This is a genomic window from Anaerococcus sp. Marseille-P3915 (genome assembly GCF_900258475.1).
Classification (GTDB): domain Bacteria; phylum Bacillota; class Clostridia; order Tissierellales; family Peptoniphilaceae; genus Anaerococcus; species Anaerococcus kampingae.
On sequence record NZ_LT984887.1, the window covers coordinates 523,029 to 536,284 of the forward strand.

The window sequence follows — 13,256 nt, forward strand, 5'->3', positions numbered from 1 at the left end:
ACTAATAATTTTTAAGAGCTCTTTCGATTTTTCTCTTATCTTCTTTCTTCTTCAAGCTATCTCTTTTATCATATAATTTCTTACCTTTAGCAAGGCCTATTTCAAGCTTAATTAGCCCGTCACGCTCATAAACTCTAAGGGGTACTATTGTATAGCCTGTCATGGTTTTCTTGCCTATGAGCTTATTTATTTCCTTTTTATGAAGGAGTAGTTTCCTAGTTCGTGTTGGATCTATATTTTGATCTGTTGCTTGGCTATAAGGGGTAACGTGCATGCCATATACGAACATTTCCCCTTTCTTGTCGGAAATAAATGATTCTTTAATTGATACATTACCAGCCTTTATGGATTTTACTTCGCTACCTATTAGGGCCAGTCCTGCTTCGTATTTTTCTTCTATAAAATAATCATGGTAAGCCTTCTTATTATTGGCTAAAAGTTTCATCTCTTTCCTCCAAATAAAAATCTATATCTTTCTTGTATAGGTCTACATTAGTCACCATTACCCTTACTTCTTGACCTATTTGGTAATATTTTTTAGTATCGACATTAAAAGTTTGTAGGCTATCTTCTATATATTCGTATCTATCATCAGAAAACTTGTACATAAATAGACCTTCAACTGTATTTTCAAGCTCTATGAACATACCGAATTCTGTAATTGAAGATATTCTACCTGTAAATATTTCTCCAATATATTTTTTCATGTATTTACATTTATAGAAATCTTCTACTTCTCTTTCAGTTTGCTCACTTCTTCTTTCTGTTATGGAAAGGTGGTCTGCAGCATCTTCTAACCTATTTGTTAATGATATTTGATTTTTACCCATAAGTTTGTTTTCTATATAAGCCTTTAATAGTCTGTGGACTATTAGGTCAGGGTATCTCCTAATAGGGGCTGTAAAGTGGGTGTAAAAGCTCGTAGATAGTCCAAAGTGTATGTCGCTATAGTTTGCATACTTAGCTTTTTTCATGGTCCTTAGCATCAAAATATTGACAATTTGCTCTTCTTTTTTACCTTCTACTTCTTTTAAGATATTTTGAAAGTCTTTTGGGTGAAGTTCTGAGCCTCTGATATTATAGCCCATAGCATTTAATGCTTTTTTAAAAGCTTCTATTTTTTCATCAGCAGGCTTTTCGTGAATTCTGTATATAAATGGAAAATCCATGTAGGCAAAAAGTGTGGCGACAGTTTCATTTGCTATAAGCATGAACTCTTCTATCATCTTATTGCCTGGACCCCTATCTAGGGCTTCTATATTTAAAACCTTGCCTGTATCTGACACATCTATTTGACTTTCTTCAAAATTAAAATCTATGGAACCTCTTTTATCTCTAGATTTTTTTAAGATTTTGTGAAGCTTATTAAAGTCCTTTAGTTTTTCTTTTAATAGATCATCATCATATACTCCATCATCACCTTCTAAGAAGTTATTTACATCATCATAAACTAGCCTCTTATCAGACTTAATATATGATTTATAAAATTCGTAATCTAAAACCTTGCCTTTAGGATCTATGGTCATCCTTGCTGTTAGTGTTAGTCTAACTTCTCCTGGATTGAGTGAGCAAATTCCATTTGATAATTTCTCTGGGAGCATTGGAATTACAATATTATAAAGGTAGGTAGAATTTCCTCTATCGTAGGCATCTTTATCAAGGGCTGTACCTTCTTTTACATAATGACTTACATCTGCTATATGCACATATAGGTCATAATTATCGTCAGATTTTTCTATTGAGATAGCATCGTCAAAATCTTTAGAATCCCTACCGTCAATTGTGACTGTGTAAAGCTCAGACAAATCTTTTCTATCCTTAAGTTCATTTTCACTAACTTGATCAGCTATATATAAGATTTCTTTTTTTGTTTGCTTTGAAAATTCTGTAGGAATTTTATTTTGCCTGATTATTGATAAGACATCAATATTTTTATCATTTTTGCTGCCGATTATTTCTGTAATTCTTCCCTCAGGGTTGTTATTTTTAGGATAGGAAATAATTTCAACAACTACCTTATCCTTATCTTTTGCACCCTTGGAATATTTTTGATCTACATATATATCATCAGAAAATCCCTTATCTGCAACAACAAAACCAAAGCCTTTGTTGGCCTGATAGGTCCCTATGATTTCCTCATTGGCTCTTTCTAAGATTTCTATAACCTGGCCTTCAGCATTCTTGTCATCTTCCTTATCTCTTAGGATTTTGATTTTTACCTTATCATTATTATGAGCACCACTTAGTTTATCTTTTGCAATATATACATCATCAAAGTCTTTATTGTCGGATATAAAAAATCCATATCCACCAGAGGCTAGTGAGATTGTACCTTTAAGATTTATTTCTTCTTCAGTTAAAGGCATTATCCTTTTTTTATTTGATATACGAATCTTGTCATTTTTTTCTAGCTCGTCTACTATGTCCTTTATTCCCTTTTTAGTATACTTATCTGCTTTAAGATAGGTTTCAAGTTCTTTTAAGGTCATTGGTATATAGTCTTCATCATATACTAAATTTAGGATTAATTCTTTTATATTCATAAAATCTCCTTAGGATTTAATAAAAAAAGAGTCAAATTTCTTTGACCCCTCTTAGTTTAATGCTATAAATACTATACTTCCTAAAAATAAAAGTACTCCTCCAAAAATTACAACTTTGTCAAGCATTTCATTTTTTGATTTATGTGCACTTTTACCAAAAACATTAGTCTGTGTACCAGATAATGCTCCTAGTCCGTCAGTTTTAGGATCTTGTAGTGTTACTGCAACTATTACAATTGCAGATGCAATCATCATTATTACTGCAAGAAAATTAGACATATAGACACCTCCGTTCATACTTTTTTATAATACCGCAAATGGGCTATTTTTTCAATATTTATTATAAAAAGACTTGCTCATTATATAAGCAAGTCTTTTAAAGATATTATTTTAAGTTGTATAGTGCGTCAAGACCTTTAAATCTTGCATCTTCCCAAAGCTCATCTTCTATTCTTAGAAGTTGGTTATATTTAGCAACTCTATCTGTTCTTGAAGGTGCACCTGTTTTGATTTGTCCTGCATTTACAGCTACTACAAGGTCAGCTATTGTAACATCTTCTGTTTCACCAGATCTGTGAGAAACTATTGCTGTGTAACCAGCTTCTTTTGCCATTTCTATAGCATTTAGTGTTTCTGTTAGGGTACCGATTTGGTTAACTTTGATTAGGATTGAGTTTGCAACGCCTTCAGCTATACCTTTTTCAAGTTTGCTTGTATTTGTTACAAATAGGTCATCACCTACAAGTTGTACTTTCTTGCCAAGTCTTTCTGTAAGTTTTGCCCAACCTTCCCAGTCATTTTCATCTAGACCATCTTCAATTGAGATAATTGGATATTTGTTAACTAGTTCTTCTAACCAGTCGATCATTTCATCTTCTGTTTTAACTGTTCCTTCTCCGTCAAGGTGGTATTTACCATCTTCCTTGTTGTAGAATTCAGATGAAGCACAGTCCATTGCTATATAAACGTCTTTTCCTGGTTCATATCCAGCTTTTTTGATTGCTTCACAGATGATTTCAAGAGCTTCTTCGTTTGATTTTAGGTTTGGCGCAAATCCACCTTCATCACCTACAGCTGTGTTGTAGCCTTTGCTTGAAAGTACTGATTTAAGGCTGTGGAATACTTCTGTACCCATTTGTAGAGCGTGTGCAAAGCTTTCAGCTCCTAATGGGAAAATCATGAATTCTTGGATATCTACTGAGTTATCAGCGTGTTCTCCACCATTAAGGATGTTCATCATTGGTGTTGGAAGAAGTTTAGCGTTTGTTCCACCGATGTAGTTATATGGTGGCATACCTAGTTCATCTGCTGCTGCTTTTGCTGCTGCTAGTGATACACCTAGGATTGCGTTAGCTCCGAAGTTTCCTTTGTTTTCTGTTCCATCAAGTTCGATCATTCTGTTATCAATACCGATTTGATCTGTTACATCATAGATGCCTACAAGTTCATCAGCTATTTTATCATTTACATTTTCAACAGCTTTAAGAACTGATTTTCCAAGATAATAATCTTTATCTCCATCTCTAAGTTCTACTGCTTCCCATTCACCTGTAGATGCACCTGATGGTACTGCTGCACGACCGAAGCCGCCTAGTTCTGTTTCTACTTCAACTTCTACAGTTGGGTTTCCTCTTGAGTCAAGGATTTGTCTTGCATATACACTTGTAATTAAACTCATAAATATCTCCTTTTTATTTATAATATTTTTAAATAATTTAAACTATTTTGCGAAGTTTACTAAAGCAGCAAAGTCGCTTGCTTTTAGGCTCGCTCCGCCTACTAGGGCTCCGTCTATATTTTCTTTAGCCATAAGCTCAACAACATTATTTGGTTTTACTGATCCACCATATTGGATTCTTACTTTTTCAGAAGCTTCTTTTCCAAACATATCAGCTATTAGGCTTCTAATATAGCCGCACATTGCATCAGCATCATCACTAGATGCAGTTTTGCCTGTTCCTATTGCCCAGATTGGTTCATATGCTATGATTACTTTTTCTATATCTTCAGCTGAAACATCTTTTAAATCTTTTTCTATTTGAGATTTAACTTTTACTTCGTGTTCATTTGCTTCTCTTTCTTCTAAAGTTTCACCACAACAAAGAATTGGTACTAGGTCATGAGCGAGAGCAGATTTAACCTTTTTGTTAATTAGGCAATCACATTCTTTAAAATATTCACGTCTTTCTGAGTGACCTAAGATTACATATCTTGCTCCGATATCTGTAAGCATTAGTGGAGAAATTTCTCCAGTATATGCACCACTTTCTTCGTAGTACATATTTTGTGCACCGAAAGCAACATTAGTACCTGCAAGTTTTTCTTTTGCAATTACTAAGTCTATAGCAGGTGTACAAACTCCAGCTTCTACATTTTCATCTAGGTCTAAATTTTTGATTTCTTCAAGTAGCTTTTCTGCTTCAGAAACTGTCATATTCATTTTCCAGTTTCCTACTATAACTGGTTTGCGCATTTAAGACTCCTTATTTGTTTTCTATTGCTGTTATACCTGGTAGGTCTTTACCTTCTAGGAATTCTAAGCTTGCTCCACCACCAGTAGATACGTGTGTAATCTTATCTTTTAGGCCAGCCATCTCTATAGCTAGAGCACTGTCTCCACCACCTACAATTGTTATTGCATCTGATTCAGCTAGAGCTTGGGCAACTTTGTTTGTACCATCTGCGAATTCTTTTATTTCAAATACTCCCATTGGTCCGTTCCATACTACTGTCTTTGCTTCTTTAATTTTTGATGCAAATAGTTCAGCTGTCTTTGGCCCTATATCTAGGGCTTCTTTATCTGCTGGAATATTATCTATATCAACAACTTCTGTATCTACGCCTGCTTCTATCTTATCTGCTATTACAACATCAACTGGTAGTAGGATTTCTACGCCATTTGCTTCAGCTTTTTTGATTAATTCTAGAGATAGATCCATCTTATCTTCTTCAAGAAGTGATTTTCCTATTTCTTTACCTTGAGCTTTAAGGAAGGTGTAAGCCATACCACCACCGATTAGGATTGTATCAACTTTTGTTATAAGATTTTCTATAACACCAATCTTATCTGATACTTTAGCTCCACCAAGGATTGATACAAATGGATGTTCTGGTGCTTCTAGAGCCTTGCCCATTATGTCAATTTCTTTTTCTATTAGAAGACCTACAGCTGATGGTAGGATGTTTGCAACTCCAACATTTGAAGCGTGTGCTCTGTGGCTTGTACCAAAGGCGTCATTTACATATAAATCTGCAAGTGAAGCTAATTCTTTTGCAAAATCTTCACCATTTTTTGTTTCTTCTTTTCTATATCTAGTGTTTTCTAGTAAGGCAATTTGTCCATCTTCGAGTTTATTAACTTCTTCTTTTACTTTTTCATCAACTACTACTGGTGATGGTAAAAATTTAAATTTATCGCCATAGACATTTTCTAAGTAATCTGCTACTGGTTTTAATGCGAATTCAGGATTTGCCTCTCCCTTTGGCCTACCTAAGTGGCTCATAAGTATAACTTTTGCACCATTTTCTGAGAGGTAATCTATAGTAGGCATAGCTGCTTTTATTCTTGCATCATCTGCTATTTTACCTTTTTCTTCTTTTGATAAAGGTACGTTGAAGTCTACTCTTACTAAAACTTTTTTTCCCTTTACATCTAAGTCTTTTACTGTTTTTTTATTCATTATTCACCTCGAAAAAAAGGCGAGATTGTATCCCGCCTATTTAATAATCTTAAAGATTTGCTAGATAATCAAGTGTTCTAACTAGGTTAGATACGTATCCCATTTCGTTATCATACCAAGCAACTGTTTTAACTACTTGTGTGCCATTTGCACCTTCAACTATTTTTGTAAGTTGTGAGTCAAATACAGATCCTGCTGGGTATCCAACTATATCACTTGATACTATATCATCTTCTGTATATGCAAATGCATCAGATTCGTATTTTTTCATTGCTGCATTTACTTCTTCAACTGTTACTTTCTTTTCAAGTACAGAATAAAGTTCTGTTATAGATCCTGTTATTGTTGGAACTCTTAGAGCTGAACCATCGATTTTACCTTCTACTTCAGGAAGTACTTTACCTACAGCTTTTGCTGCACCTGTTGAAGCTGGAATTGTGTTTTGAGCTGCTGCTCTTCCGCCTCTAAGGTCTTTTTTAGAAGCTGGTGTATCTTGGATAGCTTGAGTTGCTGTATATGCGTGGATTGTTGACATTTGTCCAGAAACAAAGCCAAATTCTTTAGCTAATACATTTACCATTGGTGCAAGGCAGTTTGTTGTACAGCTTGCGCCTGAAACTACTGTTTCTGATCCATCAAGTATGTCGTGGTTTACACCAAAAACGATAGTTTTCATATCACCTTTACCAGGTGCTGAAATAAGAACTTTCTTAGCTCCGGCTTTAAGGTGAGCTTCTGCTTTTTCTTTTTCTGTAAAGAATCCTGTACATTCAAGTACGATATCTACGTTTAATTCTCCCCAAGGAAGATCTTCAGGATTTCTTTCTGCAAAAACTTTGATGTCTTTACCATTGATTTTGAAGCCTTCGTCTGTTAATTCAGCTTCTCCATTGAATCTGCCTTGTGCAGTATCATATTTGAAAGCATATAGTAGACCTGCTTTATCAATAAGGTCATTGATTGCTACAACTTCGATGTTGTCTTCTACTTCTGCGATTCTTCTTAAGGTAAGACGTCCTATTCTACCAAATCCGTTAATTGCTACTCTTGTTGTCATTATTTCCTCCTAAATTCTTTCTACATATTAAATATACTGACTTGTTATTTGCTTGTCAATATTATTTACCAGCTTTTGCTTTCAATATACCTATTTGCCATTACAGCAGCTATACATCCGTCGCTTGCAGCAGTCACTGCCTGTCTAACTGATTTCTTTCTTGTATCGCCTACTGCAAAGACACCTTCTATATTGGTTTTCATGTCTTCATCTGTTATAATATAGCCCTTTTCCATATCAAGTTTACCTTCAAATATTTCTGTTGAAGCTACATTACCTACAAATATAAATACCCCAATTGGTGAATTATTATCACCTTTTATGATTTTTTCTTCATTTGTTTTAACATTTTCTAAAACTAATTCTTCGACTTCCTTAGAACCACGGATTTCCTTTAGTACAGAATTTAATTCAAATTTAATTTTAGGATTTTTCTTAACATTTTCTATTACTACACCGCTAGCTCTAAATTCATCTCTTCTATGCACAATTGTTACAGATTTACCATATTTTGTTAGGAAATTTGCCTCTTCTAGGGCACTATCTCCCCCGCCTATAACGTATATATCAAGACCTTGGTAAAATGGTCCATCACAAGTAGCGCAATATGACACTCCCCTATTTGCAAACTCTTCTTCACCAGGCACACCAAGGTGTCTATGTCTTGCACCAGTTGAAATTATAATAGTCTTTGCCTCATAGGTGTTAGAATCAGTTGTTACTTTTTTTATTTTACCTTCAAGCTCAACTTCTTTAACATTTTCAAAGACAATCTCAGCATATTCCTTTGCTTGTTCTTCCATTCTTTCTGATAGAGCCATTCCTGTTGGATCTTCAATTGATCCTGGATAATTTTCTACAAAAGCTGTTCCAGAAATTTGGCCGCCAGCTATATCTTTTTCAATTATTAGTGTCTTTAGAATACTTCTACCTGCATAAAGACCAGCAGTAAGTCCAGCTGGACCTCCACCTATTATTATTAAATCGTACATATATCTCCTTTAAAAATTAAAATCTACTTGTCTTAAGGCTTCATAGACCACTATTGAAACTGAATTAGCAAGATTAAGCGATCTATTAAGCTTTTTTGTCATCGGTATAGTTATGATTTTGTCCTGATATCTCTCAAGTAAGTTAGAATCAATCCCTTCCTTTTCCCTTCCAAATATCAAAAAATCACCATCCTTAAAATTTATATCGGTATATTTTTGCTTACTTGGTGTTTCAACTAAATAAAAGTTTTTTCCATCAAGATAGGATAAAAATTCTTCCAAACTGTCATGAATAACTAAATCTACCTTATCCCAATAATCTATACCAGCCTTTTTAAGGTATTTATCTGATAAGTTGAATTTGAATGGCCTTACTAAATGCAATCGTGACTCTGTTAAGACACAAGTTCTTGCTATGTTACCAACATTACCAGGATGCTCTGGCATTAATAAAACGACATTATACATTTTTATTTAACCTCAGAACATAATCACAAGCCTCTACAATTCCTGAGGAGTCATTATCTCCTACAATTATATCAGCATATTTTTTTAGAGTTTCATTGGCATTGCCCATAGCAAAACCAAGCTTAGCATTTTTCACCATAGGAATATCGTTGTATGAATCACCTATAGCAGCTACCTCTTCTATACTTATACCCAAAATCTCACAAATCTCACTTATTGAATTCCATTTGCTAGAATTTTTATTTGATAGTTCAATAAGGTTTGAACCGGAAGATGTTATATAAAGTTTATCAGCAAACTTCTCATTCACCTTTGAAACGATTTCTTCTTTACTAAGTTTATTTTTATCTATACCTGAAATTTGAAATTTATTAGCAGACTTACCTTGAGATAATAGATAAGAAACTGGGTCTTCTTTTATTATCAAATCCACTTGGTAATTCATTCCATAATTATTATCAATTTTAAGATGTTTGATTCTATCCAAATTTACCCTATTTGTATAATAATTTTCTTCATCATAAAAATGAAATTCAAGTTTTAGTTCTTTACAAAATTCGAATAATTCTTTTAAAATATCGTCATCAATATAATATGTTTTATAAATATTGTTAGATGCAAGAGCAATCATAGAGCCGTTTGTAGCTACTATTGGATTATCATAACCTATTATTTTTTGATAATATTTTATAGATGATAAGACTCTTCCACTAGCGAAAATTGTCTTGATACCTGAATCATTTAATTTTCTAAGGGCTTTTATATTATTATCTGGCATTTTAATAGAGGAATCTAGCAAGGTTCCATCAATATCGAAAGCAAATAATTTAATCATTTTGCCTCCTGTAATATTCGCATAATTTATTTAATTGGCATTCTTCACATAGTGGATTTCTAGCCTTGCATAAGGCCCTACCATGAGTAATTATTTGATGGTGAGTTTTTGTCCACCTTGACTGCTCTATATTTTTTTCTAATTGGTCTTCTGTCTTATCAACATTATTAGCATTAGCAAGACCAATCCTATTAGAAACCCTAAATACATGTGTATCTACTGCAATAGCTGGAATCCCATAAGCATTTGATACAACAACATTAGCTGTCTTTCTACCTACTCCAGGTAGTTTTTGTAATTCTTTTTTATCTTTTGGTACTATTGAATTATAATCATTAATAAGAATTTTGCTTGCAGCTTGTATATTTTTCGCTTTATTTCTGTATATACCAATAGATCTAATATAATTTTCTAGTTTCTTTATATCCATGTTTGCAAAATCTTCTGGTGTATTTGCCTCTATAAACATTTCCTTTGTCACTTTATTTACACTAACGTCTGTTGCTTGGGCAGAAAGTATCGTTGCCACCAAAAGCTCAAAGGGTGTTGTAAAGTCAAGCATCGAATGATCCACATCTGGATACATTATATCTAGAAGATCTAATACTTTTTTTATGTTATTTTTAGATAAAATAATATCACCAACTTTCCCAATTATTATACTTTACTTATTTTTGCCTGCTAAGAATTGTTTTTGTTCATCATCTGCTATATAATAAATAAGAATTGGAGTGATAATATGTTTAATTTAAAAAAGAAAAATTTTAAAGACTTTGATATAATTTTACTATTGGTAACGATTTGTCTTTCTGTCTACGGATTAGTAGTTTTGTACTCAGCTTATGGCGGCAATCTGAGCGCAATAAAAACTCAGATTTTTGCTACAATATTGGGATTTTTGATTATAGGTGCACTTTGTACAATTGATTTAGATGTTATTAAGAAGCCCTATATGATTATGTATGCTGGAATGATTATAATGCTAATATCAACGCTATTTTTAGGTAGAGGTCTTGATGAATGGGGAGCTAGAAGCTGGATATATATTGGATCTTTTTCCTTCCAGCCAGCTGAAATAGCTAAAGTTATTCTGATATTTTGCCTAGCAGCCTTTCTAGATAAATATAAATATTCGATAAACTCTATAAAGACTCTAGTTTTGACTATCTTATTTGCCGGCTTTCCAATATTCCTTATACTTTTGCAGCCAGATTTTGGAACATCCATGGTATATTTGTTTTTTATAGCTGCAATGATATTTATAGTAGGAATCTCTTGGAAGTGGATTGGAATTTTACTTGCTATTGGTCTTGTGGTAGGAATAATACTTCTTACAAATCTGAGTGGCTTTAGGGCTGATAGGATTGAAAACTTCCTAAATCCTAATAGAGATACATCAGGATCGAACTGGCAGCAACAACAAGGTATGATAGCTATAGGATCTGGTATGATTGGTGGAAGAGGATACCTTAACGGAAGCCAATCTCAATATGGTTATATACCCGAGAAAGAAACAGACTTTATTTTTTCAGTCTTAGCTGAAGAACTTGGTTTTGTTGGAGCAATTATTATGCTAGTCCTTTTTACAGTCTTGATACTTAGACTTGTATTAATCGCAAAAACTTCAAATAATACTTTTATAAGCCTACTTGTAACAGGAATTGCTGGATTAATCTTCATACACGTTTTTGAAAATATCGGAATGACTATAGGACTTATGCCTGTTACTGGTATACCTCTTCCATTCTTTTCAAATGGAGGTACCTTCCAGTTAATTACCTTATCTTGTGTGGGACTGGCGCTTTCATCATCTATGCAAAAGACCCAGTATGATGATGGTATTGTTGATAATAATCGAGTTTCACCTCTTGAAGTTACAATGGTTAGACCATCTAAAAGAAAATAATAAAGTAAAGGGGCTGTTGCAAAAGTCCTAACATAGAAAAAGACGAGGAAAGTGAAATCCTCGTCTTTTTCTGATACAATGTATTTATGAAACAAAATAGTAATACATCATCATTAACTAATCTTACACTAGTTGGTGATACAATTCAATTAAAATTAAACTTTAACACAGAAGTATACATCCAAGATGACATAAAACTAAGGCTTGTAAAAAATATAATTGAAAGGATAGACCTAACAGAACTAAGAAAAGTCTACTCATCATTTGGGAGAAAACCTACTGTAAATCCAGTAACAATGCTTCAAATAATAATATTCTGCTACTCTGAAGGAATATTCTCATCAAGAGAAATAGAAAAATCATGTAAATATGATCTAAGAATAAAATATCTTCTTGACGGACAAACCCCACCAGATCATAGCACAATAAATAGATTTAGACAGAAAATAGTAAATCTAACACCTAATCTACTAAGTCAAATAGTAGAAATACTAGTAGAAGAAAAGCAAATAGATCTATCAAGTATATACATAGATGGAACAAAAATAGAAGCTTATGCCAACAGATACAGCTTTGTCCGGAGAGGAAGCACAGAAAAATGGCAAGAAAAACTAAGAATCAGAATAATAAAGCACTTCAATTTAAATAAAGACTTAACACCATCCCAAGTATTAGAAGTAGTAAAGATATCATTTAATCAAGTAAGTAAAGAATGTATAGAAAAGAAAATAAACTTCGTACATGGTCAAGGAAAAAGAAAACATCAACTCCAACGAGACTATGAACAACTAAAAGATTGGAAAAATAAGTTAGAAACTTATCAAGAACACCTAGAAATAATGGGAGATTACAGAAACTCCTACTCAAAAACAGACCATGACGCAACCTTCATGAGAATGAAAGAAGACCACATGAGAAATGGTCAACTAAAGCCAGCCTACAACATTCAGCTTGCAAGCGCATCAGGTTTCATCATAGGTGAAAATATATCCCACCATACAAACGATATGTACACCCTAAAACCATTCTTAAAAAAACTACAAGAAAACTATCCAAACAAACTAGACAAAATAGTAGCAGATGCAGGATATGAAAGTGAAGAAAACTATGTATATCTAGAAGAAAATAAGCTAACATCGTACATAAAACCATCAAACTATGAGCAATCAAAAACACGAAAATATAAAAAAGAGCAAGAATTTAAGGGAAGTCTAATCTATGATGAAAGTCAAGACAAATATATATCACAAGAAGGCAAAGAATTCATAAGATGCAAGGACAGATACAATAAAAGAAAAAGTGGATATATAACAACTACAAAGGTCTATAGGTGTTTTGATTGGAACAAAGATGGTCAAAAAACTAAAGGAATCTACATAGCAGAAACCTTCCAAAAATATAGGAAAGAATCATTAGAAAACATAATATCTGACCAAGGAATAGAAGAAAGATTAAATAGATCAATCCAAGCCGAAGGAGCATTTTCCAAAATAAAGTCAGGCTTAAACTACAACAGATTCCACCATAGAGGAAAAGAAAATATAATAAGTGAAATATGCCTCTTATCAATAGCACTAAACTTAAATAAACTGTCATCAAAAATAGAAAATAAAGATTTAAACATCATAAAATACAAAGCTGCTTAAGAAAAAAATATTAATTTCATAAGCTCTATTAAGTGAGCCTATTTTTAATAAAAATGTGGAAAAATTCATTCTCAACTTAAAAACTTCTATAAAAATTAATGGCTTGATACAGATATATAATAAAAAAAG

Annotated in this window: 13 protein-coding genes; 2 read left to right on the top strand and 11 right to left on the bottom strand. The window is 33.1% G+C overall.

The features are described from left to right. Window position 1: 1 nt before the first annotated feature. The 11 genes from smpB to nth form a co-directional block, all read right to left on the bottom strand. Window positions 2-445, bottom strand: coding sequence for an SsrA-binding protein SmpB (gene smpB, locus C8269_RS02625; protein ID WP_106460303.1), 444 nt, complete (start codon window positions 443-445; stop codon window positions 2-4). After that, window positions 426-2,543, bottom strand: coding sequence for a ribonuclease R (gene rnr / locus C8269_RS02630; RefSeq protein WP_106460304.1), 2,118 nt, complete (start codon window positions 2,541-2,543; stop codon window positions 426-428). Before rnr ends, smpB begins: the two co-directional genes overlap by 20 nt. A 51-nt stretch (window positions 2,544-2,594) precedes the next feature. Next, window positions 2,595-2,822, bottom strand: coding sequence for a preprotein translocase subunit SecG (secG, locus tag C8269_RS02635; protein WP_106460305.1), 228 nt, complete (start codon window positions 2,820-2,822; stop codon window positions 2,595-2,597). A 106-nt stretch (window positions 2,823-2,928) separates the two neighbouring features. Continuing rightward, entirely contained in the window at window positions 2,929-4,221 is a 1,293-nt protein-coding gene (gene eno, locus C8269_RS02640) for a phosphopyruvate hydratase (protein ID WP_106460306.1), read from the bottom strand. A gap of 42 nt (window positions 4,222-4,263) precedes the next feature. Continuing rightward, window positions 4,264-5,016 carry a triose-phosphate isomerase gene (gene tpiA, locus C8269_RS02645; RefSeq protein ID WP_106460307.1) on the bottom strand — a complete coding sequence of 251 codons (753 nt, stop codon included), beginning with the start codon at window positions 5,014-5,016 and terminating at the stop codon, window positions 4,264-4,266. Between the two features lie 10 nt (window positions 5,017-5,026). Next, window positions 5,027-6,223: a phosphoglycerate kinase gene (locus C8269_RS02650; protein ID WP_106460308.1), complete on the bottom strand. Its 1,197-nt coding sequence runs from the start codon at window positions 6,221-6,223 to the stop codon at window positions 5,027-5,029. Between the two features lie 49 nt (window positions 6,224-6,272). Then, window positions 6,273-7,280 (bottom strand): type I glyceraldehyde-3-phosphate dehydrogenase, encoded by a 1,008-nt coding sequence (gene gap, locus C8269_RS02655; RefSeq protein ID WP_106460309.1) that lies wholly within the window; start codon window positions 7,278-7,280, stop codon window positions 6,273-6,275. A 65-nt stretch (window positions 7,281-7,345) separates the two neighbouring features. Continuing rightward, the gene (gene trxB / locus C8269_RS02660) at window positions 7,346-8,272 is read right to left on the bottom strand and encodes a thioredoxin-disulfide reductase (RefSeq protein WP_106460310.1); all 927 of its coding nucleotides are present in this window, start codon (window positions 8,270-8,272) and stop codon (window positions 7,346-7,348) included. 9 nt (window positions 8,273-8,281) lie between these two features. Further along, complete coding sequence (locus tag C8269_RS02665; protein ID WP_106460311.1) at window positions 8,282-8,740, bottom strand: tRNA (cytidine(34)-2'-O)-methyltransferase; 459 nt, start codon at window positions 8,738-8,740, stop codon at window positions 8,282-8,284. Further along, the gene (locus C8269_RS02670) at window positions 8,733-9,575 is read right to left on the bottom strand and encodes an HAD family hydrolase (RefSeq protein WP_106460312.1); all 843 of its coding nucleotides are present in this window, start codon (window positions 9,573-9,575) and stop codon (window positions 8,733-8,735) included. The genes C8269_RS02665 and C8269_RS02670 overlap by 8 nt, the downstream gene beginning before the upstream one ends. Further along, entirely contained in the window at window positions 9,568-10,212 is a 645-nt protein-coding gene (gene nth / locus C8269_RS02675) for an endonuclease III (RefSeq protein ID WP_267895196.1), read from the bottom strand. The genes C8269_RS02670 and nth overlap by 8 nt, the downstream gene beginning before the upstream one ends. A gap of 102 nt (window positions 10,213-10,314) precedes the next feature. Between nth and rodA the strand changes: the two genes are divergently transcribed. Then, window positions 10,315-11,481 (top strand): rod shape-determining protein RodA, encoded by a 1,167-nt coding sequence (gene rodA, locus C8269_RS02680; RefSeq protein WP_106460314.1) that lies wholly within the window; start codon window positions 10,315-10,317, stop codon window positions 11,479-11,481. Between the two features lie 86 nt (window positions 11,482-11,567). After that, window positions 11,568-13,127: an IS1182 family transposase gene (locus C8269_RS02685; RefSeq protein WP_106459992.1), complete on the top strand. Its 1,560-nt coding sequence runs from the start codon at window positions 11,568-11,570 to the stop codon at window positions 13,125-13,127. The last annotated feature ends 129 nt before the right edge of the window (window positions 13,128-13,256 follow it).

What these genes read in the sequence shown, in the direction of transcription:
- smpB (WP_106460303.1), bottom strand. Translation starts at nt 445, where the DNA reads ATGAAACTTTTAGCCAATAATAAGAAGGCTTACCATGATTATTTTATA.
- rnr (WP_106460304.1), bottom strand. Translation starts at nt 2,543, where the DNA reads ATGAATATAAAAGAATTAATCCTAAATTTAGTATATGATGAAGACTAT.
- secG (WP_106460305.1), bottom strand. Translation starts at nt 2,822, where the DNA reads ATGTCTAATTTTCTTGCAGTAATAATGATGATTGCATCTGCAATTGTA.
- eno (WP_106460306.1), bottom strand. Translation starts at nt 4,221, where the DNA reads ATGAGTTTAATTACAAGTGTATATGCAAGACAAATCCTTGACTCAAGA.
- tpiA (WP_106460307.1), bottom strand. Translation starts at nt 5,016, where the DNA reads ATGCGCAAACCAGTTATAGTAGGAAACTGGAAAATGAATATGACAGTT.
- C8269_RS02650 (WP_106460308.1), bottom strand. Translation starts at nt 6,223, where the DNA reads ATGAATAAAAAAACAGTAAAAGACTTAGATGTAAAGGGAAAAAAAGTT.
- gap (WP_106460309.1), bottom strand. Translation starts at nt 7,280, where the DNA reads ATGACAACAAGAGTAGCAATTAACGGATTTGGTAGAATAGGACGTCTT.
- trxB (WP_106460310.1), bottom strand. Translation starts at nt 8,272, where the DNA reads ATGTACGATTTAATAATAATAGGTGGAGGTCCAGCTGGACTTACTGCT.
- C8269_RS02665 (WP_106460311.1), bottom strand. Translation starts at nt 8,740, where the DNA reads ATGTATAATGTCGTTTTATTAATGCCAGAGCATCCTGGTAATGTTGGT.
- C8269_RS02670 (WP_106460312.1), bottom strand. Translation starts at nt 9,575, where the DNA reads ATGATTAAATTATTTGCTTTCGATATTGATGGAACCTTGCTAGATTCC.
- rodA (WP_106460314.1), top strand. Translation starts at nt 10,315, where the DNA reads ATGTTTAATTTAAAAAAGAAAAATTTTAAAGACTTTGATATAATTTTA.
- C8269_RS02685 (WP_106459992.1), top strand. Translation starts at nt 11,568, where the DNA reads ATGAAACAAAATAGTAATACATCATCATTAACTAATCTTACACTAGTT.